At 50.3% G+C, this 20842-nt stretch carries 16 protein-coding genes; 5 read left to right on the top strand and 11 right to left on the bottom strand.

The genetic code is table 11. The features are described from left to right. Positions 1 to 27: 27 nt before the first annotated feature. The 4 genes from phoU to BFC17_RS12235 are packed head-to-tail and all read right to left on the bottom strand — an operon-like array spanning position 28 to position 5335. A complete protein-coding gene (phoU, locus tag BFC17_RS12250) occupies positions 28 to 750 on the bottom strand; it encodes a phosphate signaling complex protein PhoU (protein ID WP_070176767.1) in 723 nt (240 codons plus the stop codon). Positions 751 to 785: 35 nt separating this feature from the next. Next, positions 786 to 1592, bottom strand: a complete 807-nt coding sequence (pstB, locus tag BFC17_RS12245) for a phosphate ABC transporter ATP-binding protein PstB (protein WP_070176766.1) — start codon at positions 1590 to 1592, stop codon at positions 786 to 788. Positions 1593 to 1602: 10 nt separating this feature from the next. Next, on the bottom strand, positions 1603 to 3192 hold the full coding sequence (gene pstA, locus BFC17_RS12240; RefSeq protein WP_083271705.1) for a phosphate ABC transporter permease PstA: 1590 nt from the start codon (positions 3190 to 3192) through the stop codon (positions 1603 to 1605). Further along, positions 3185 to 5335: an ABC transporter permease subunit gene (locus tag BFC17_RS12235; RefSeq protein WP_070176765.1), complete on the bottom strand. Its 2151-nt coding sequence runs from the start codon at positions 5333 to 5335 to the stop codon at positions 3185 to 3187. The genes pstA and BFC17_RS12235 overlap by 8 nt, the downstream gene beginning before the upstream one ends. A gap of 324 nt (positions 5336 to 5659) precedes the next feature. On the opposite strand from BFC17_RS12235, the gene BFC17_RS12230 reads away from it, so the two are divergent. The 3 genes from BFC17_RS12230 (at position 5660) to ppx (ending at position 9868) form a co-directional block, all read left to right on the top strand. Beyond that, a complete protein-coding gene (locus BFC17_RS12230) occupies positions 5660 to 6166 on the top strand; it encodes a glycine cleavage system transcriptional repressor (RefSeq protein WP_070176764.1) in 507 nt (168 codons plus the stop codon). 97 nt (positions 6167 to 6263) lie between these two features. Beyond that, a complete protein-coding gene (gene ppk1, locus BFC17_RS12225; RefSeq protein WP_070176763.1) occupies positions 6264 to 8336 on the top strand; it encodes a polyphosphate kinase 1 in 2073 nt (690 codons plus the stop codon). Next, entirely contained in the window at positions 8333 to 9868 is a 1536-nt protein-coding gene (ppx, locus tag BFC17_RS12220; RefSeq protein ID WP_070176762.1) for an exopolyphosphatase, read from the top strand. The genes ppk1 and ppx overlap by 4 nt, the downstream gene beginning before the upstream one ends. 1 nt (position 9869) lies before the next feature. Here ppx and BFC17_RS12215 read toward each other — a convergent pair whose 3' ends face one another. The 6 genes from BFC17_RS12215 to BFC17_RS12190 form a co-directional block, all read right to left on the bottom strand. Then, positions 9870 to 11021 (bottom strand): GGDEF domain-containing protein, encoded by a 1152-nt coding sequence (locus tag BFC17_RS12215; RefSeq protein WP_070176761.1) that lies wholly within the window; start codon positions 11019 to 11021, stop codon positions 9870 to 9872. Positions 11022 to 12390: 1369 nt separating this feature from the next. Further along, entirely contained in the window at positions 12391 to 13287 is an 897-nt protein-coding gene (locus BFC17_RS12210; protein ID WP_070176760.1) for a fructose bisphosphate aldolase, read from the bottom strand. A gap of 176 nt (positions 13288 to 13463) precedes the next feature. Next, positions 13464 to 14639 carry a phosphoglycerate kinase gene (locus BFC17_RS12205; protein WP_070176759.1) on the bottom strand — a complete coding sequence of 392 codons (1176 nt, stop codon included), beginning with the start codon at positions 14637 to 14639 and terminating at the stop codon, positions 13464 to 13466. A 36-nt stretch (positions 14640 to 14675) separates the two neighbouring features. Further along, a complete protein-coding gene (gene epd / locus BFC17_RS12200) occupies positions 14676 to 15692 on the bottom strand; it encodes an erythrose-4-phosphate dehydrogenase (RefSeq protein WP_070176758.1) in 1017 nt (338 codons plus the stop codon). A 30-nt stretch (positions 15693 to 15722) separates the two neighbouring features. After that, positions 15723 to 17714 carry a transketolase gene (gene tkt, locus BFC17_RS12195; RefSeq protein ID WP_070176757.1) on the bottom strand — a complete coding sequence of 664 codons (1992 nt, stop codon included), beginning with the start codon at positions 17712 to 17714 and terminating at the stop codon, positions 15723 to 15725. Positions 17715 to 17833: 119 nt separating this feature from the next. Then, positions 17834 to 18031, bottom strand: coding sequence for a hypothetical protein (locus tag BFC17_RS12190; protein WP_139142067.1), 198 nt, complete (start codon positions 18029 to 18031; stop codon positions 17834 to 17836). Positions 18032 to 18273: 242 nt separating this feature from the next. On the opposite strand from BFC17_RS12190, the gene metK reads away from it, so the two are divergent. Further along, positions 18274 to 19419 carry a methionine adenosyltransferase gene (metK, locus tag BFC17_RS12185; protein ID WP_070176755.1) on the top strand — a complete coding sequence of 382 codons (1146 nt, stop codon included), beginning with the start codon at positions 18274 to 18276 and terminating at the stop codon, positions 19417 to 19419. 61 nt (positions 19420 to 19480) lie between these two features. On the opposite strand, the gene BFC17_RS12180 is transcribed toward metK, so the two are convergent. Further along, positions 19481 to 19978 carry a CYTH domain-containing protein gene (locus BFC17_RS12180; protein ID WP_070176754.1) on the bottom strand — a complete coding sequence of 166 codons (498 nt, stop codon included), beginning with the start codon at positions 19976 to 19978 and terminating at the stop codon, positions 19481 to 19483. 351 nt (positions 19979 to 20329) lie between these two features. Between BFC17_RS12180 and BFC17_RS12175 the strand changes: the two genes are divergently transcribed. After that, positions 20330 to 20842, top strand: a complete 513-nt coding sequence (locus tag BFC17_RS12175) for a hypothetical protein (RefSeq protein ID WP_070176753.1) — start codon at positions 20330 to 20332, stop codon at positions 20840 to 20842.

Here is a 20842-nt window from a genome sequence, read left to right as displayed (position 1 = left end):
ACAAATTTAAGACAAGAATTTTGATGTTTAGCTGTCGCTAAGGTCATCCAGTTTTTGCTGCAGGTTCTCCAATGGCATATGGCGCACGTCCCTGCCCCTGGTTATCGATACAATATATTCACAAATATTTTTGCAACGGTCGCCAATACGCTCCAGTGAGCGCAGAGCCCAGAGGATTTCCAGCCAGTCTTCCATTGGCTCTCCGGAATGCGCCATTTCGCCAGCGGTATAGTTAAGCAAGCGCTTGTACTCACTGTCGATACTATTGTCCTGATCGTACACCTCCAGTGCCGCATCTTCATCGAGGCGGGCAAAGGCATCAAAGGTACCGCGCATCATGGCCGCAGCCTGCTGGCCAATGGACAACATGCTGGCTTTAATGGCCACATCGGCAGGCAGCTTTTGTTTGGTTACCAACTTAGCAATACGCTCTATCTCATCGCCCATACGTTCGATATCGGTAATCGCCTTAGAAATAATCATGATCAGGCGAAGGTCGCTGGCGGTGGGATGACGTTTGGCAATAATACGCAGGCATTCCTCGTCAATCTGACTTTCCATCGAATTAACTTTCAGATCGTTCAGGATAACCTTTTCGGCCAGGCCAGGATGATTGGTGGCAATCGCTTTAAGCGTATCAACCAACTGCTGTTCTACTTCACCGCCCATGGCCATTACCGAATTGCGCAAGTTTTCCAACTCAATGTTAAAACGTCCGGAAATATGGGTATTGAGTGCAAGCTGTCGCATAGTTTGCTCCTAACAGTGAGTACTAAAATTATCGGCTAACCGTAACGGCCGGTAATATAATCTTCGGTTTGTTTTTTGTGCGGCAGCGTAAATAAGGTATCACTGTCGCTGTACTCCACCAGTTCTCCCTGGTGTAAAAAGGCCGTGTAATCAGAGACCCGCGCAGCCTGTTGCATGTTGTGGGTCACTATCACAATGGTACAGTGCTTTTTAAGATCAGCCATTAACTCTTCGATAGTTAGCGTGGTCAGCGGATCCAGTGCCGAAGTGGGTTCGTCCAGCAACAAAATCGACGGTTTTAGTGCCAGTGCTCGGGCAATTACTAAACGTTGTTGCTGACCGCCGGATAACGTGGTGGCAGTTTCAAATAAGCGATCTTTTACTTCATCCCACAACACGGCCTTGATTAACGCCTGCTCTACCGCATCATCCAGCAGACGACGTTGTTTTATGCCCTGTAATCTCAGGCCATAGCACACGTTATCGTAAATGCTCATCGGAAACGGATTAGGCCGCTGAAACACCATACCCACGTTGGAGCGCAGCGTAGAGAGATTTTCTTTTTTGTGGTTTATATTGCGCCCATCAATAATGATCTCGCCCTCGGTCAGGCTGTTATCAATGAGATCGTTCATGCGATTAAAGCAGCTGATCAGGGTCGACTTACCGCATCCCGACTGCCCGATCAGTGCGGTTATGCGGTGCCTGGGTATACGCATGGTAATGTTGTGCAGGACATGCTTGTCGCCAAACCACAGGTTCAGATCCCGTACCTCGATGGCGGTTTGCTCTGCCGGCAATTTGGCTAAATTAAGTTGTTCCCGCTCAAACAGTTTTAGCATAGCAGCGCCCCTAGTAACCTCTTAAATAGCGTTTACGCAAGCGCCGGCGTAAAATAACCGCTAACACATTTAAAACAAAAACCACCAGCAGCAGTAATAAACAGCTGGCAAACATCAGCGATGCGCCGCGCACATCGGTTTGACTATGAAACGCGCCATCGTAAATCAGCACGCCCAGGTGCATAAACTGGCGGTCAAGATGAAGATACGGAAACTCCCCGTCGAAGGGAAGATTTGGCGCAAATTTTACCGCCCCCACCAGCATTAGCGGTGCAACCTCACCGGCCGCCCGGGCGATAGCCAGGATTACGCCAGTCATGATCCCCGGACTGGCCATAGGCAAAATGGTATACCAGATGGTTTCAAACTTGGTTGCCCCCAACGCATAGCTGCCCGACTTTAACCCCGCAGGTACCCGGCGCAAACCTTCTTCGGTGGCAACTATCACCACCGGCAGGGTTAAAATAGCCATGGTCAGCGAGGCCCAGAATACGCCCGGCGTGCCCATGGTTGGCGCTGGCAAGGCATCAGCAAAAAACAGCTCATCAATATTGCCGCCCACCAGATACACAAAAAAGCCCAGTCCAAACACACCATATACAATGGACGGCACGCCCGCCATGTTACTGACGCAAATACGGATCACCGAAGTAAGGTGGTTATCCTGGGCGTATTCGTTAAGATAAACCGCCGCCAGTACGCCAAATGGCGTAACCAGAATCGTCATAACAAAAATCATCAGCACCGTGCCAAACAGCGCTGGGAACACCCCACCAGCCGTGTTGGCCTGCTTGGGTGCATCAGTTAAGAAGTCCCCTACTCCGGCAGCCACCAACGCCAGTTTACCCCACAGGTCAAGCTGACCGGGATAACTGAGGCGGGCGATATCATCCAGCGGAATATCAAACTCAGATCCATCGTTAAAGCGGGTCACTAACTGATAATCAGCCAGCTTCGCTTCTAACAAAGTAACTTCCCGCTGCCAGCGATTAAATTCTTCGTAAAGGCGTAAACGGGCGGGAGCATCGTCTGCTACCTGACGCAGGTCGTAACTGGCCAGCTCGCGGTGCACGCTGGCCAGTCGGTTAGCTCTTACCGCCTCAATTTGCGCGCGGATATCGCTTACTTCACGTTTTATCTGGTCAAACTGGCTGAGCGTGGCGCTGCGTCCGCCCGGCAAAGTCATTGCGACCGGCTCGCTAAATACCCGGGTACCGTCGTTTAACAGAATGTCCGCCGCCTCAGGAGCCGGGGCAACCAGCGTAACCTTATTGCTGTGCAGCAATAACTGGCGGCCATAGGGAAAAGCCTGATTGGAGTACCTGAACACCCATGCAGAAGGTGTGGTTTGATTGCCGCCGCTGTTAATGTGTCGCTCATCGATCTGGGCGTAGACCTGATCCTGTTGCCCGGGAGCGTTAATAAACGAAATACTCTGTACCGGCCTGGGCCAAAAGTAATCCAGCCCTCGCAGGGTAATTAAAAACAACACGCAAGCCAGCGAAACCACCAGAATACTGGCACAAAATGCCCCCAGGCTGATAACGTAAGATTGTTGCTGCCGGTTGTTTAGCAACTGCCGTAAGGAACGTTTAGCCATTACCCGCTACCTTACGCGCCCGATGGCGCAGTAATTCGGCCAGAGTATTCACTATAAAGGTAAAGGTAAACAACACGCACGCGGTTAAAAACAACACCTGATAATGAATAGAATTTACTTCGGCCTCGGGTAGTTCGATAGCCAGGTTAGCGGTTAAAGCCCGCAATCCGGCAAACAGGTCCCAGTCTGCGATGGGGGTATTGCCGGTTACCATCAGCACAATCATGGTTTCGCCAAAGGCACGGCCAAAGCCCAGCATTATTGCCGCCACAATGCCCGGAAACGCCACCTTTAACACCACCCGACGCAAGGTTTGCAGGCGGGTAGCGCCCAGCGCATAAGAGGCTTGTCGCAGGCTATGAGGTACGCCGCTAATGGCATCTTCAGCCAGCGAATAAATACTCGGCGAAATAGCCAGCCCCAGGGCAATAGCCACCAGAATGGTGGTTTTACCCACCGGCACTTCGGTGTTATGGGCTAAAAAGGTAAAGTCTTCGACATCCATTGCGGCCAGCAGCCAGTCCGGTGCCCAAACAATACACACATAACCCAGTAAAACTATGCCAAGTACTGGTAGTACGGTTTCGGCAATGTGTTGTAACCGGTTGCTAACGCTTTCGGCCACCCGGTGTTGTACCAGCGCTATGAGCAGCAAAAACACTGGTAAACTGACAATAAAAACCGCAAAGGAAAACAAAAACCGCTCGGCCAGTGGGGCCAGCCAGATGGCCGCAATAAAGCCAATTAACACCGAAGGTACTGCTTCAAGCATCTCGATAACCGGTTTAACACCGTCGCGCAATTTAGGCCGGGCAAAATAGGCAGTGTAAACAGCGGCACCCAGCGCCAGCGGAATAGCAATCAGCAGCGCCAGAGTAGACGCTTTTAAACTGCCAATCAGCAGCGGTACCAGGCTCATTTTGATTTCCTGATAATCGGAGGCGCTGCTGGTTTGCCAGATCTGGTCGGCGGTGACGTAGCCTTCATATAAATGTGGCTGTAATAAGCTGTTGGCGGTACTGAGGCCGGCCATGTTGTTGACCTGATGCTGAATATACGCCTGCGCCGAATAAACATAAACCCGCGAATCAAACCAGCTTACCCCAACCGGCGCAAAAGGCAGTGCTTTACGCTGCACAACCTCGCCACTGATACGGTTAATTAATAACAGCTGGCGCTTACTGGTAATCAGGGCAATACCGTTAACGCTGGCATGGGCGTACATTTCTACCGGCACTTCCCCCGCTTCCAGCGTAATGCTGTAGGCCGGCTGATAGCGCAGAATACCGGCCTGGTTAAATACACTCAAACGCAGCAGCTGATTGTTGTCGAGAGCTAAAAACAGTGAGCGGTTTTTTACCAGGGTGTCCGCCCAGGTGACGTTTGCGGGTACGGTTAACTGATGCAAACGCTGGTTAGTGTTATCAACAAAGGTAAGTACGGTGTTGTTAATCAGCACAATTTGCCGGGTATCGGGCAGTAGTACAATTTGCTGAGAAGCAGAGTACTGTTGTTTGATAATCTGCTGAGGGTTGTTGCGGTTAACCCATTGCACCAGGGTATCGGTGGCTGTTTTTACCAGTGTAATTATCCACGTTTCACCCATAGCAATTTGCCACTGTTGCTGTTGTTGCCAGGTTGCTTCGGGCAGCGCAAAGGTAATTTCGTTGGCCAGCGGGGTATCGTTAAACTGCGTTTGCCGCAGTGGCTGTGTTACCGTGGGAACGGGCAGCAGGCGAACCTGACCGCTGGCGGAGATATCGGCAATGTAAGGCTGGCCGTAACTGCTGACTACGCCCAGCGAGTGGGAACAGGGCCGACGCAGCGATTGTTTAGCCATGAGGATGTGGTTTTCCAGCCGGGCCAGCGACACCTTGCATCCCGGCCCCTTAATAACCGCGGCTTGCCCGTTTGCGGTATCGCCTACATATAAAAACTGGCCGCCCGGCAATACCGGGATTTCCTGACTGACTTTGATACCCGGCGGAGCGGCAATTTTGACCGCCTGAGAAAACAGGTGCCAGATGATCATGACCATGGTGAGCAACACAATATAACCAAACACCGTAATCACCGAACGGGCCAGGCGGTCGCGGCGCAGGCGTTTTTTCAGGAAAGATGCCTGTTGAGATGCTACATTCATGATGGTTACCCCTGATCCTTCAAACGGGCTGAAGCGTGATTAAATGGTGTTGATATAGCGCCGCTATATCGATACCAATTTGCATTGCCTCACCCATTTTTATCTCCGGCTGGTGTCGAGTAGTTATAAGTATCAAGGGTATAGCACAACCAAATAACGAGAAATTGCACTGCCGAGCAGTGTAAGTTGTGATATTTTAAGATCAAGTGAAAGTTAAAGAAAGCGGCAGATTAACGCCTGTAGTAACAACCCGCTTTTAATGTCACAAATACGAATTGCGAAGCATTGCTATCGCCCGTCAGGACGCTATAAAGGAGTAAGAGGATGAAGCCTGTCATCTTCACGATCATTGGTAACGATAAACCCGGCCTTGTTGATGCAGTGGCCAAAAAAGTCTACGAATACGGCGGCAACTGGCAGGGCAGTAGCTTTGCCCATATGGCCGGGCAGTTTGCCGGTTTTGTGGAAGCCCTGGTTCCGGCCGATAAGCACCAGGCATTAATCGATGCGCTTAACTGCATCAATGGGTTGCAGGTTAACTCTCAGTCGGTCAACGAGTCATTGCAAAACGATACCGACGAACTGACCATTGAAGTAATGGGTAATGACCGTCCGGGTATCGTGCAACAAATCACTAACATACTGAATGGCTTTAACTTAAACATTATTGTGTTTAATTCGACCTGCGAAAGTGCACCTAACTGGGGCAACCAAATGTTTAAGGCCAAAGTACGGGTTGCCATTCCCGCCGATGTGGATCAGGATGACGTAAAAGACGCGCTGGAAGCGGTAGCCAACGATTTAGTAGTTGATATTACTACCACTTTATAAGTTCTTCCGGTTGTACCTGAACGGCCGTCAACAGGCTGTCACACTTTTGTGGCAGCCTGATGCCTATTTTTGATTGTTGAAACTGTGATTTGTAAATATGGAATCCACTGATTTATATTACCCTAAGGAATTGAGCTGGCTGGCGTTTAACGAACGCGTGCTGCAGGAAGCGGCAGATAAAAATAACCCGGCAGTTGAACGTATTCGTTTTTTAGGCATTTATTCGAACAACCTGGATGAGTTTTTCCGGGTCCGCGTGGCCGACGTAAAACGGCAAATTCTGATAGCCTACAACGCCGGTGACGAAGAAGAATCCGAGCGTCAGCGCCTGCTGCTGGTGCAGATCCAGCGTAAAGTACTGGAGCTGTCTAAAAAGTTCGACGGCATCCACAAAGAAGTCGTTAAGGCTCTGGCCCGCTACAATATTTATATTTTACAAAAGCATGAGCTGGATGATTACCAGCGCGAATGGGTACGTAATTACTTTATTAACAAGGTGCTGCGCCATATTGCGCCCATTTTAATTGATAAAAAAACCGACCTGCTCAGCCGTTTAAATGGTACGGCGGTGTACTTGTATGTGGCACTACGCCGTGAAGGCCGTAACCCGCGCTTTGCAGCGGTGCAGGTACCAACCGGCGAAATCTCACGTTTTCACCTGATCCCGCCGCAGCGCAGCCGTAAAAACAAGCATATAATTATGCTCGACGACATGATTCAGCTGTGTATGGACGATATCTTCCGCGGTTTTGTGAAGTTTGACACGCTGGAGTCCTACTCGTTTAAAATGACCCGGGACTCGGAATATTCCATAAACGACGAAATTGACGAAAGTTACGTGGAAAAAATGTCTGAGAGTATGAAGCAGCGTTTAATTGCTGAACCGGTGCGCGTTATCCACGATCAGGATATGCCCACCGACATGGTAGAAGATCTGCAAAAGCGCTTAAAAGTGACCAAGCTCGATACCCTGCATTCTGCTGGGCATTATCGTAACTTTAAAGACTTTATCGGGTTTCCTAACGTGGGCCGTGAGTATCTGGAAAACGCTAAGTTACCGGCTATCGACACCAAGGATTTCTCCAACTACAACACCGTATTCGATGCCATCTCGGCCCACGATATTCTGTTGTACTACCCGTATCATCGCTTTTTACATTTTACCGAATTTGTTCGTCAGGCCGCGTTTGACCCCAGCGTTAAATCTATCCGCCTGAATATTTACCGGGTGGCCAGCCACTCGCGGATCGTCAGCTCGCTGATTGATGCTGTGGATAACGGTAAAAAAGTCACCGTGGTGGTAGAGCTGCGCGCCCGTTTTGACGAAGAAGCTAACATTGAATGGTCGAAACGAATGACCGATGCGGGTATTCGCGTAGTACTGGGGATCCCTTCGCTTAAGATCCACTCCAAGTTATGCATAGTGTCCCGGGAAGAACGCGGCAAGCTGATGCATTACGCTCACTTTGGTACCGGTAACTTTAACGAGAAAACCGCCAAAATTTATACCGACTACAGCCTGTTTACCAAGAATCAGGAAATGGCCGAAGAAGCCAACTCGGTATTTGAACTTATCTCTTACCCTTACCGCCGCTTTAAGTTTCAGCACCTGCAAATATCGCCGCTGAATGCCCGCACTAAGATTCAGTCACTTATCCGCCAGGAAATTCAATTTTTAAAAGAAGGTCACGACGCTCAGATCACCTTTAAAATTAATAACCTGGTAGATAAAGAGCTGATTGACGATTTGTATCGCGCCAGCCAGGCCGGGATTAAAATCAGAGGCATTGTGCGCGGTATGTGTGGTCTGCGTCCGGGTATTAAAGGGCTTAGCGAAAACATTGAGATCATCTCTATTGTCGACCGTTTCCTGGAGCACCCCCGGGTGATGATCTTTAACGGTGGTGGTAACCGTAAGGTGTATATCTCCTCGGCTGACTGGATGACCCGTAACATGGACAACCGGATTGAAGTAGGCGCGCCAATCTACGATGAAAAGCTCCAGCAACGCATTGTAGATATCATGGAAATTCAGTTTAAGGACACCTTAAAAGCGCGTCAGATCGACAAAGACCAGCTTAACCAGTATGTTAAACGGGGCAACCGTAAAAAATTACGGTCGCAGGAAGAGATCTACACTTACTTAAAACAGGTTGAACAAAATACATGACCCCGACTCCCGCCTCTTTCGTCAGCGTAGACAGACGTGAAGCAAGTAAAGTAGCCGCGCTGGATATCGGCTCTAACAGCTTTCACCTGGTGGTGGCCCGAATTGTGGCGGGTTCGGTGCAGATCCTGCACCGGGTAAAACAAAAGGTGCGTCTGGCTGAAGGGCTGGATGAAAACTTTGTGCTGTCTGAGGAGGCAATGGAGCGCGGGCTGGCAACGTTACGAATTGTTGCTGACAGCCTGAAAGGGTTCGAGCCGGATTCGGTGAGGATAGTGGCGACCTACACGCTACGTAAAGCAGTAAACGCCAATACGTTTATCCGCAAAGCGCTGGATATTATGCCCTACCCCATAGAAGTGATTTCCGGCCCGGAAGAGGCTCGGCTGATTTATTCGGGCGTAGCGCATACCAACCACGACAACGGCAAGCGCCTGGTGGTGGATATTGGCGGTGGCTCTACCGAGTTTATAATTGGCGAGGGGCTGACTCCTATGCTGTGCCGCAGCCTGCAAATGGGCTGCGTGAGTTTTACCCAACGTTTTTTTGCCAGCGGTGAATTAAAAGCCAAAGCCTTTGAACGGGCCATTACTGCGGCCGAGCAGGAGATGGAGCCAATTGAAGAGCGCTATCGTCGCCTGGGCTGGCAACGCTGCATCGGCACTTCCGGCACCATTAAAACCCTGTGTAATCTGGTATTCCAGCAGGGGCAGAAAGAGCCTAACGACGAGGCAGAAGTTACCCTTAAAGACCTGAAGCAGATAATGAAACAGTTTATCGAAGCTGGTCATATCGATCAGCTTACCGACCCGGCAATTAGCGAAGATCGCCGCGCGGTGATCCCAGCTGGTCTGTGTGTACTGATTGGCCTGTTTAAGGCGCTTAAAATAGAGTCGCTGCACTACTCGCCAGCCGCGCTGCGCGAAGGCGTGCTCTACCAGATGGAAGATGAACTGCACAATACCGATATTCGCGGTCGCACGGCCTCGAGTCTGGCAACCCGCTACGATGTGGACACTAATCAGGCTAATATGGTACTCAATACCACTAAAACGCTGTACGACGCCTGTCAGAAGAACTGGAAACTACGACACAGTGATTACCGGGCAATTGTGAGCTGGGCAGCCCTGCTACACGAAGTCGGTCTGCAGATTAATACCCGCGGCGTGCAACGCCATTCGGCCTATATTTTACAAAACGTGGATATGCCCGGTTTTACCCAGCCCCAACAAGAGCTGTTGGCAACCCTGGTGCGTTTTCATCGCAAAAAAATCCGCGTGCAGGAAATCAGCGGGTTTACCCAGTATGCCAAAGAGGATATTTACAAACTCATTGCGCTGTTAAGGCTGGCGGTTTTGCTTAACATTAAACGCCAGGACGGCTTTTTACCGGAGTTTGATGTAATAGCCGAAAAACATGGGATCACGCTGATATTTCCGGAAGGCTGGCTGGCGTCCAAGCCGATTATGACGGCAGACCTTGAACGCGAAATTAGCTACCTGCAAACAGTGGATATCACCCTTACTGTGCAGTGAGTTACACCATAATCACCTGATTACGCCCATTTGCCTTGGCATCGTAAAGCGCTTTATCGGCGTGTTTTACGGTGCTGAACAAGTCGGCATCCGGTGACATCTGAATCACCCCAAACGAGGCCGTAAGATTAAGCGTAACTCCACGCGTTGATATTTTAGTGGCTGAAATAGTCTCTCGTAATCGCTCAGCCAGCAGGCATGCCTTAGCGCCATCGCACTGGGGCGATAAAATTAAAAACTCCTCGCCGCCCATGCGAATAAGGGTATCTTCACGGCGCAACTGCGCCTGGATAATTTCGCAAAAGCGTTTCAGGGCAATATCACCAATTACGTGACCATGCTGGTCGTTGATGCTTTTAAAATAATCGATATCACAAGCTACCAGCGATAGCGTTTCGTGATTGCGATGAGCGTGGGCTGCCAGCTTAGGGGCAATCTCGTAAAAGAAATGGCGGTTTTTAGCGCCGGTAAGCGGGTCGGTATGTACCTGGGAGTGCAGTTTGATCAGCAACGATTGCAGAATGTTTACCGCATAAGCCAGCATAAAGGTAAGCATGACAATCAGCGTTAACGCAAAGGTGATAGTAAGATGATAAGGGCTGTCCTTGGCCACCACGGTAAGATAAACCGGCACACCAAACAACACCAGTACCACCAGCAGATTCAGTACCCCAAACAGCAGATAACCGCCCACATGACCCACATCAAGATGCTGTTTGACCCGTTGCCCCGCTAACCACAGCGGAAATGCTACGCTGGTAAGCGCAAGGCCATGGGTAACCCAACCTGCAGCCTGTGTTGCTGTTAGCACCGATGCAATAACAAATACCGCACAGACATGCAGCAGTGCAGCGAATTTTTTAAGTTGTGAAACCTCGACACCAAAACGCATTAACACTGACATCAGCAACATATAGGCACCCACTACCGCCGAGGCATACACCCCGGGTAAACCGATGATGTTGTAACCCAATGCAGTTAAGGACTGACAGGCCAGTACGCACCAGGCGCATAACAAGAACCAGCGGGCATAGCTGGCAGATTTGGCTTTAAGACGGTGACGGGGCTTTGGCAAGGCGAAGGTAAAACTTGCCCCGATGGCTGCAACAATAGCCAGTAAACCTAGCTGAATATACATTTGTGCGTCTGCCATTTGAGCAACAATTCCCGGTTAACGTGTTAAATGTACGTGCAGTAATTTTAAACATTATGTAAAAACCGGCTAAAAATATAGAGTATTATTAATCCAATAGCCAGTGTTAGTTAAAATTAGCTATCTGTGTTTAGCTTAACCACTCTGTTTGGGAGGTCCCGGCTCAGGGCCGGGACGACGGGGGTTGTATTAGCCTAAATATTCCCGTCATGCCGGAAGCTGCGTAGCAGCTATCCGGTATCTCCTGCGATTAACTTCCATTCTTAAAAAAACGCTGTTTTGCGTCAGCCAGCCTGTTTGAGAGGTCCCGGCTCAAGGCCGGGACGACGATAGTGGGGGCAGGGACGACGGGGGTTGTATTAACCTAAATATTCCCGTCATGCCGGAAGCTGCGCAGCAGCTATCCGGTATCTCCTGCAAATAACTTCCATGCGAAAAAGGCTGTTTTAATTGAGACAGCCTGTTCAGGAGGTCCCGGCTCAGGGCCGGGACGACGAGAGGAAATAAGCCTACTCACTTACCGTCTTCCCGGAATTTGCGCAGCAAATATCCGGGATCTCCTGCGAGTAACTTCCATGCTAAAAACCGCTGTTTTAAGTGGGCCAGCCTTTTGAGGAAGTCCCGGCTCAAGGCCGGGACGACGATAGTGGGGGCCGGGACCACGGGGGTTGTATTAGCCTAAATATTCCCGTCATGCCGGAAGCTGTGCAGCAGCTATCCGGGATCTCCTGCGAGTAACTTCCATGCTTAAAAAACGCTGTTTTAAATGAGCCAGCCTGTTGAGGAGGTCCCGGCTCAAGGCCGGGACGACGAGAGTGAGGGCCGGGACGACGATAGTGGGGGCCGGGACGACGGGGGTTGTATTAACCTAAATATTCCCGTCATGCCGGAAGCTGCGTAGCAGCTATCCGGTATCTCCTGCAAATAACTTCCATGCGAAAAAGGCTGTTTTAATTGAGACAGCCTGTTCAGGAGGTCCCGGCTCAAGGCCGGGACGACGAGAGTGAGGGCCGGGACGACGGGGGTTGTATTAGCCTAAATATTCCCGTCATGCCGGAAGCTGCGCAGCAGCTATCCGGTATCTCCTACTAGTAACTTCTATGCGTAAAAAACGCTGTTTTAAGTGAGCCAGCCTTTTGGGGAGGTCCCGGCTCAAGGCCGGGACGACGATAGTGGGGGCCGGGACGACGAAAATGTGCGGCTGGGACGACGATAGTGTGGGTCGGGACCAGGAGAATGGGTCCAGAACAACCTGAGAGTGTGAGTCGTAACGGCGTGAGGGGTATTTATCTGGGGTGGTGAATACGAAGATAAAAAAAGGCCGTCTTAACAGAGACGGCCTTTGGGATAATCGTGCTGGTTTCTGACCTCAGGTCAGTGACGCCTGATAGATGCTTTCGATTGCAGCATCCAGCGCGGCTTCAAATTCTTCGTCGGTTTGTTTAGCCGATACACCTTCGGTTAACGCGCGTGAGAAGCTGGCAATCATACCGTGGTTTTCAGCCAGTTTAGCGTTAGCATCATCTCGTGAGTAACCACCAGACAGCGCGACGACTTTAATCACGTTTTTGTGGTCGACTAATTCTTTGTAGAAATCAGCTTCGGTTGGAATAGTTAGCTTCAGCATAACTTTTTCGTCGCCCAGCAGGTTAAGCTGAGTCAGAATTTCCAGTTTAAGCAGGGCTTCAGCTTCGGCTTTCTCCGGGCTGTTAATGTCTACTTCTGGCTCGATAATCGGAACCAGGCCTGCCGCAATGATTTGTTTACCTACGGCAAACTGCTGCTCAACAACGGCTTTGATACCTTCGTGATTGGCCAGTTTTACCACTGAGCGCATCTTGGTACCAAACACGTCCTTGGCATTCGCTTTGGCCAGCAGGTCATCCAGTTCTGGCATTGGCTTCATCAGCTGCACGCCATTGGCTTCAGCTTCCAGACCTTTGTCTACTTTTAAGAACGGAACAACACGCTTTTTCTGCCACAGATAATGTGAAGAAGCTAAACCTTCAATTTCGCGGTCGAGGGTGTTTTCGAACAGGATTGCGCCTAATACACGCTCACCTGAAAAGGCGTTACAGGTAACAATACGGGTACGCATAGCATGTACCATATCGAACATTTCCTCGTCACCTGAGTACTCTGATTCTTCGATACCGTAAAGTTTAAGTGCTTTTGGGGTACTACCACCGCTCTGGTCAAGAGCTGCAATAAAGCCCTTCTGGGTGATGATTTTATCCAGCATAGCTTGCTGTGCCTGTGATGCCATGAGCAACACTCCTTATTATCATAGCCGTTTTACAACGGTTGTAGGGTTAAGAGAAATCATTTTATAAGGCATGTTACACCCGGGCTTTTATCTGGCCACGGGTATAGCCTGCGAATCCTTATGCAGGTTATGCCGGAATACGGTTATTCCGGCACCGGGTTTTGTATCTTACCGCGTTAGCTGTTTTTTTCTTCTAATATTGCCACGGCTGGTAAGGTTTTACCCTCAAGAAATTCCAGGAAAGCACCACCACCGGTTGAGATGTAAGACACTTTGTCTGCAATTTCGTATTTATCTACGGCTGCTAGCGTATCACCACCGCCGGCAATTGAAAATGCATCACTTGCAGCAATTGCTTCAGACAGCGCTTTTGTGCCCGCTGCAAACTGATCAAATTCAAACACGCCAACCGGACCGTTCCATACAATAGTGCCGGCATTTTTCAGAATTTCTTCCAGCGCCGCTGAGCTATCCGGGCCAATATCAAAAATCATATCGTCATCCGCTACGTCGCTGACTGCTTTTAATTCGGCCGGGGCATCTTCGGCAAAGGCTTTACCGGTAACAACGTCGGTTGGTACCGGAATATCACCGCCACTGGCCTGGGCTTGTTCGATTAGGCGCTTGGCTTCGTCTACCAGGTCCATCTCTACCAGAGATTTACCCACATTGTGGCCCTGGGCCGCAATAAAGGTATTAGCGATACCACCACCAACAATCAGCTGATCTACTTTTTCGGCCAGCGATTTAAGCACGGTCAGCTTAGTTGATACCTTTGAACCACCAACAATGGCCACCATAGGGCGAGCCGGGTTATCCAGCGCTTTAGACAGTGCCGCCAGTTCTCCCGCCAGCAGCGGACCCGCTACCGCCTGTGGGGCAAACTTTGCTACACCATGGGTAGAAGCCTGAGCGCGGTGCGCAGTACCAAAGGCATCCATTACAAATACGTCACACAGGGCAGCGTACTGTTTAGAAAGCGCTTCGTCGTCTTTCTTCTCACCCTTATTAAATCGCACATTTTCGAGGATGATGCATTGACCCGGCTCAATCTCTACGCCATCGAGGTAATCTTTTACCAGTTTAACTTCAACATCCAGCACGTCATTCAGGTAATTTACCACTGGCAGTAATGAAAACTCCTCAGCTGGCTCGCCTTCAGTGGGGCGACCTAAGTGGGACATCACCATAACCGCAGCACCGGCTTCAAGGGCGGCTTTAATGGTAGGCAGAGACGCTTTGATACGCGCATCTGAGGTGACCTTGCCGTCTTTTACCGGCACATTAAGATCCTGACGGATCAATACACGTTTACCTGACAACTCAATATCTGACATGCTAGGGATTGACATAAGGTTTCCTTTTTATCCTGTTGAATTTAAATAATATTATTCACTGCCCGCCTGATACATCGCTAATGCGGTATCCAGCATTCTATGGGCAAAGCCCCATTCGTTGTCGCACCACACCAGGGTTTTCACCAACTGGCGATGGCTTACCCGGGTTTGCGTACCATCTACAATACACGAATGGGGATCATGATTAAAATCTACCGATACCAGGGGCTCTTCGGTGTAATCCAGGATGCCAGCAAGTCGCCCCGTACGTGCGGCGCTGAGCGCCTGATTCACTTTATCGATGGTGACTTCGGTAGCCAGTGTCACACTTAAATCCATGGCACTTACATTGATGGTCGGCACCCGTACCGCGATAGCTTCAAACTTGCCGGCAAATTTAGGCAGTATACGCTCAATACCGCGGGCTAAGCGGGTATCCACCGGTATTATCGACTGGCTGGCGGCCCGGGTACGACGTAAATCCGGATGATAGGCATCGATAACCTGTTGGTCGTGCATAGAGGAGTGAATAGTAGTAATGGTACCGCTCTCCACCCCAAAGGCGTCGTCGAGCACCTGAATCACCGGCACAATGCAGTTGGTGGTGCACGAACCATTTGATACCACTGTGTGTTCAGGTCGCAGGGTTTCCTCGTTACAGCCGTAAATAATGGTGTTATCCATATCCGGCTCGCCGGGCTGGGAAAACAGCACTTTTTTGGCGCCCGCCTTTATGTGTGCGTTGCCGCTGGCTTTGTCGTTATATTTGCCGGTACATTCCAGCACAATATCCACGCCCAGCTCGGCCCAGGGGAGTCCATCAATATCAGACTGATGACACAAACGGATCACATCGCCAGCCACGGTGAGTAAGTTACCCTGGCGCTCAACCAGACAGCCAAACCGGCCATGGGAAGTATCGTATTTAAGCAGATGTGCCATGCCGTCGGGATCCGCAATTTCGTTGATAGCGACGACCTGGATAAATTGATTGCGGCCACTCTCATAGAGTGCCCGCAGTACATTTCGGCCGATGCGGCCAAAGCCATTAATGGCGAGTCTTACCATATTTTTATGCAGCCTTTAAGCCGGGGCAACTTATAGCCCCAGCGCAGCTTCTACAACGGCATCAACGGTAATGTTGAAGTGCTTGAACAGTTCGCCTGCTGGTGCTGATTCACCAAAGGTGTCCATGCCAACAATGGCGCCGTTAAAGCCAACGTACTTGTACCAGCTTTCTTTAGACAGTGCTTCTACCGCAACACGCTTAACCACAGACGATGGCAATACAGCTTCACGGTATGCCGCGTCCTGACGGTCGAACACGTCAGTAGATGGCATAGAAACCACACGCACGGCTTTACCCTGCTCGGTTAACTGCGCTGCCGCATCAACGGCCAGCTGCACTTCTGAGCCGGTCGCAATCAGGATAAGCTCTGGCGTGCCGGCACAATCACTCAGTACATAACCGCCTTTAGCGATATCTGCTACCTGAGCGGCATCACGGGCTTGTTGCGCCAGGTTCTGACGGCTGAAGATTAACGAGGTAGGACCATCAGTACGTAAAATCGCTTCTTTCCAGGCCACAGCTGATTCAACCTGGTCACATGGACGCCAGTTGTCCAGGTTAGGGGTAGCACGCATTGCCACCAGCTGTTCTACTGGTTGGTGAGTCGGGCCGTCTTCACCCAGACCGATAGAATCGTGGGTGTAAACAAAGATAACCGGCTGCTTCATCAGCGCCGCCATACGCACAGCATTACGCGCATATTCCATAAACATCAGGAAGGTTGCGCCATAGGCTTTAAATCCGCCGTGCAGGGCAATACCGTTCATGATGGCAGACATACCAAACTCACGCACACCGTAGTATACGTAGTTGCCGCTGGCATCGTTGGCTTCAACGCCTTTGCAGCCTTTCCAGATGGTCAGGTTAGAGCCGGCCAGGTCAGCAGAACCGCCCAAAAACTCAGGCAGTAACGGACCAAAGGCATTCAGTGCATTTTGCGATGCTTTACGGCTGGCAATGTTTTCCGGGTTAGCTTGTAATGAAGCGATGTATTCGTCGGCTTTGGCCACAAAATCAGCCGGTACGTCACCGCTGATACGGCGCTTAAGCTCAGCTGCCAGCTCAGGATACGCTGCCGCATAGGCGTCGAACTGTTCGTTCCAGGCTTGTTGTGCTGCGCCACCTTTTTGCTTGCCATCCCAACCGGCGTAAATGTCGGCAGGAATTTCAAACGGTGCGTAGCTCCAGCCCAGCGCTTCGCGGGTCAGGGCGATTTCGTCGTCACCTAAAGGTGCGCCGTGGCAGTCTTCTTTACCTTGTTTGTTTGGCGAGCCAAAACCAATCACGGTTTTACAGCAAATCAGTGTAGGCTTGCTGGTTTCAGCCTTAGCCGCTTCGATAGCACTGTTAATCGCTGCTGGATCGTGTCCGTCGATATCAGTAATAACGTGCCAGCCATAAGATTCAAAACGTTTTGGCGTGTCGTCGGTAAACCAGCCTTCTACTTCACCGTCGATAGAGATGCCGTTGTCATCCCAGAAAGCGATAAGCTTGTTAAGGCCCAGTGTCCCCGCCAGTGAGCAGGCTTCATGGGAAATACCTTCCATTAAGCAGCCATCGCCCATAAAGGCGTAGGTGTAATGATTTACTACGTCAAACTGGTCGCGGTTAAACTGCGCGGCCAGCACTTTTTCGGCCAGTGCCATACCTACCGCATTGGTAATACCCTGCCCTAACGGACCGGTAGTGGTTTCTACGCCCGGTGCGTAACCGTATTCAGGGTGGCCAGGCGTTTTAGAGTGCAACTGGCGGAATTGCTTGAGTTCGTCGATAGGTAATTCGTAGCCGGTAAGATGCAGCAGTGAATACAGCAGCATGGAACCGTGACCATTAGACAGTACAAAGCGGTCACGGTTAGACCAGCTTGGATCCGCCGGATTATGTTGCAGATGGTCGCACCACAGTACCTGGGCGATGTCTGCCATGCCCATAGGTGCACCCGGGTGACCTGACTTGGCTTTCTGTACTGCATCCATACTTAATGCTCTGACAGCATTAGCGAGTTCTCGACGAGACGGCATGTTGACTCCTGAATTGTATTATAGGGTGCCAGTAATATGGCAAATTAAAGCTTTAGGTTGGCGCAAAGCGCTAAAATCACGGTTATTTTTATTCTTTATTTCAGGCGCTTTACTTTCTGTCAGTTAAGCCTTTGCGCCAGCACGGTATCCCGCCGCAATACGGCAAATGTAAGGCGCACTGCCAGCACGGATTTTTCCGGCTGCATATTGTTACCCACCGGCCACTGCAGTTCAATGTGTTTTCGGTATTGGCGGCGATTTATCTCAGTAAAACGGCCAATATCTGCTGCCAGCAGGTACTTTTTCAGCAACTTCAAGCGCTCTTAACAGGCTAGCTTGCGGCGTCGCTGTCAAGTAAACGTAACAAATAGACTTTTAGACGTCCAGAAGTAAAGACTGGTATTTACAAAAATGCTTGCTACAATGGGGCAATGTGTATTGATCTACTCTGGCACCCAGGGTCGTAAACAGCGGCTACAGGTGTGTTAAAGAGTTTTCACCGCCAAAGCAGGTGGTTAATACGCCCCGACTAAAAATTTATATAAAAACGGAGCATGTAATGGCAGCCCATTTATTTACTTCCGAATCTGTATCTGAGGGTCATCCGGATAAGATTGCCGATCAAATTTCTGATGCTGTGCTGGATGCAATCCTGCAGCAGGATCCAAAGGCGCGTGTCGCCTGCGAAACCTATGTAAAAACCGGTATGGTACTGGTGGGTGGCGAAATCACTACTTCAGCCTGGGTCGACATTGAAGAACTGACCCGCCAGACCGTTAAAGAGATTGGCTACACTCACTCAGATATGGGTTTTGATGCCGACTCCTGCGCCGTATTAAATGCCATTGGTAAGCAATCGCCAGATATCAACCAGGGTGTGGATCGTGCTCGTCCGGAAGAACAAGGGGCCGGCGACCAGGGTCTGATGTTTGGTTACGCCAGCGATGAAACCGAAGTGCTGATGCCCGCGCCAATTACGTATTCGCACCGACTGGTACAGCGCCAGGCTGAAATGCGTAAATCAGGTAAACTGGACTGGCTGCGTCCGGATGCCAAAAGCCAGGTCACCTTTATTTACGAAGACAACGTGCCAGTGGGTATCGACGCCGTAGTGCTGTCTACCCAGCACTGTGACTCAGTATCTACCGAAACCGTGCGCGAAGCGGTTATGGAAGAAGTCATTAAGCCTGTATTACCGGCCGAGTGGATCACCGCTAATACCAAGTTTCACATTAACCCAACGGGCCGTTTTGTTATTGGTGGCCCAATGGGCGACTGCGGCCTGACTGGTCGTAAGATTATTGTGGATACCTACGGCGGTATGGCTCGCCACGGTGGCGGTGCGTTCTCTGGTAAGGATCCATCCAAGGTAGACCGTTCGGCAGCTTATGCCGGTCGTTACGTAGCGAAAAACATTGTTGCCGCCGGCCTGGCCAAGCGTTGTGAAATTCAGGTTTCTTACGCCATTGGCGTGGCGGAGCCAACGTCTATCAGTATTGACACTTTTGGTACCAGCAAGTACGACGAAGCCACGCTGGTTGCTCTGGTTAAGCAACACTTTGATCTGCGCCCTTACGGCCTGATTAAAATGCTTGATCTGGAACGCCCGATTTATCAGGCTACGGCGGCTTACGGCCACTTTGGTCGCGAAAGCTTCCCGTGGGAAGCAACCGATAAAGCTGAGGCCCTGCGCGCTTCGGTTTAAACATTTACTGTGTTGAAAAACGCCAGACAGCTCCGTGCTTCTGGCGTTTTTTTGTTACCAGCTAATACGCATTTGCCATAGCCAGGGAATCGGGCAAGCCCATTCGCGCCAGATTCACGTTCTGATATTCCCGCCGGTGGGTTACTTCCAGCTCGGCAAAATCCGGTGGTAAAAACTGTCGGCTGTGCACTTCACTGTCAAACTCGACTTCTACCAGGACTAATGGCGCCAGGTGGCCGGTAAATACATCCAGCACCAATCGATGACCGAAAAAGTCGATGCGGTAGCGTTTTTTTTCGACCCGCATATGCTGAGTAAGCGGCCAAAGTTCGTTAAACTGCTCGGCACTGAGCATGATCCGGGTATCCATCCGCTTTAAGCCGAAGCCCTGTTTTATCGTCATGCTGTACTTACCACCTTCATCGCGGATCCGCACATGGCGCTCTCCTTCGGCAGCAATATAGCCCTGTCTTACCGACACCGGGTTACGTGTTTCCAGTAAGCCTTCAGGCAGGTAATTTACTACGAATTTTCGTTCAATTTCCCAGTCTGCTCGCATTATTTGATCCTCACCAGGCGTACTCCTTCGCCCTATTAACTGTAATACCTTATTATTTTGAATCCTGAAGCAATGATGACGTTCTTTGAAAAAAGAAATTATTGATATTATTTATATTTATTGATTTTCGCAGCGCAGTTTACGGTAGCAGTTTGTGTTGCCAACCGCGCTGAAAAATAACGGTCCCGGACTATAAAAGTTAGTCGAGCAACTCTGATTTAGCCAACAAAATTTGCACAAAATTTACTGGCAAAATTTATTTGGTTTCGCCGGGGATTGTGGCTATAGTGTTATTAAAACAGCGCAGATTTTTTGCGTAATAAAACCTTCACACTCATACAGGCTCACTCGATGATCAGGCAAACTTTGCGCTTGACGTTGCTTGGCTTGGTAGTGATGTTTAGTTGTCCGCTGCTGGCTAATCAACCCCCGATGTTACCAGATTCTCCGCTGGTCAGTACGCCTGTGGCAAACACTCAGTATTTTATTGAATATCAAAGCAAACGCCTGCCTGAATGGAACTTCAGTATGGAGATCAATCGCTCTTACGCAGAACGTTTTGGCTACGACAACCGCCGGGTACCGGTAACCCTGATTGGCCTGGAAGCGGTGAGTGTTTCAGCCCGCAGGGCATTACCGGTTGAGTCGACTCAGTGGATCTACGCCACCTTCCGTTCAACCCAGTACTGGTTAACGCCCCAGGCTTCAATGATGCCACTGGCCGGCGATAGTGACCGTGCAGCCAGCGTAGGCTGGCAGTTTGGCGAACTGCGCGGTTTTAATATTGCCGTTGGCTACGAATATCGCGACGTGGGCGAAACCGATTTAAACTCACTGGTGATGGGCGTTCATTACTATTTTTAG

This window comes from Marisediminitalea lipolytica, from assembly GCF_001758465.1.
Taxonomy (GTDB): domain Bacteria; phylum Pseudomonadota; class Gammaproteobacteria; order Enterobacterales; family Alteromonadaceae; genus Alteromonas; species Alteromonas lipolytica.
The sequence above is the reverse complement of the archived record's forward strand: the minus strand, read 5'-3'. Positions and strand labels throughout refer to the sequence as shown.

Coding starts and splice junctions, on each gene's coding strand:
- phoU (WP_070176767.1), bottom strand. CDS start 750: ATGCGACAGCTTGCACTCAATACCCATATTTCCGGACGTTTTAACATT.
- pstB (WP_070176766.1), bottom strand. CDS start 1,592: ATGCTAAAACTGTTTGAGCGGGAACAACTTAATTTAGCCAAATTGCCG.
- pstA (WP_083271705.1), bottom strand. CDS start 3,192: ATGGCTAAACGTTCCTTACGGCAGTTGCTAAACAACCGGCAGCAACAA.
- BFC17_RS12235 (WP_070176765.1), bottom strand. CDS start 5,335: ATGAATGTAGCATCTCAACAGGCATCTTTCCTGAAAAAACGCCTGCGC.
- BFC17_RS12230 (WP_070176764.1), top strand. CDS start 5,660: ATGAAGCCTGTCATCTTCACGATCATTGGTAACGATAAACCCGGCCTT.
- ppk1 (WP_070176763.1), top strand. CDS start 6,264: ATGGAATCCACTGATTTATATTACCCTAAGGAATTGAGCTGGCTGGCG.
- ppx (WP_070176762.1), top strand. CDS start 8,333: ATGACCCCGACTCCCGCCTCTTTCGTCAGCGTAGACAGACGTGAAGCA.
- BFC17_RS12215 (WP_070176761.1), bottom strand. CDS start 11,021: ATGGCAGACGCACAAATGTATATTCAGCTAGGTTTACTGGCTATTGTT.
- BFC17_RS12210 (WP_070176760.1), bottom strand. CDS start 13,287: ATGGCATCACAGGCACAGCAAGCTATGCTGGATAAAATCATCACCCAG.
- BFC17_RS12205 (WP_070176759.1), bottom strand. CDS start 14,639: ATGTCAATCCCTAGCATGTCAGATATTGAGTTGTCAGGTAAACGTGTA.
- epd (WP_070176758.1), bottom strand. CDS start 15,692: ATGGTAAGACTCGCCATTAATGGCTTTGGCCGCATCGGCCGAAATGTA.
- tkt (WP_070176757.1), bottom strand. CDS start 17,714: ATGCCGTCTCGTCGAGAACTCGCTAATGCTGTCAGAGCATTAAGTATG.
- metK (WP_070176755.1), top strand. CDS start 18,274: ATGGCAGCCCATTTATTTACTTCCGAATCTGTATCTGAGGGTCATCCG.
- BFC17_RS12180 (WP_070176754.1), bottom strand. CDS start 19,978: ATGCGAGCAGACTGGGAAATTGAACGAAAATTCGTAGTAAATTACCTG.
- BFC17_RS12175 (WP_070176753.1), top strand. CDS start 20,330: ATGATCAGGCAAACTTTGCGCTTGACGTTGCTTGGCTTGGTAGTGATG.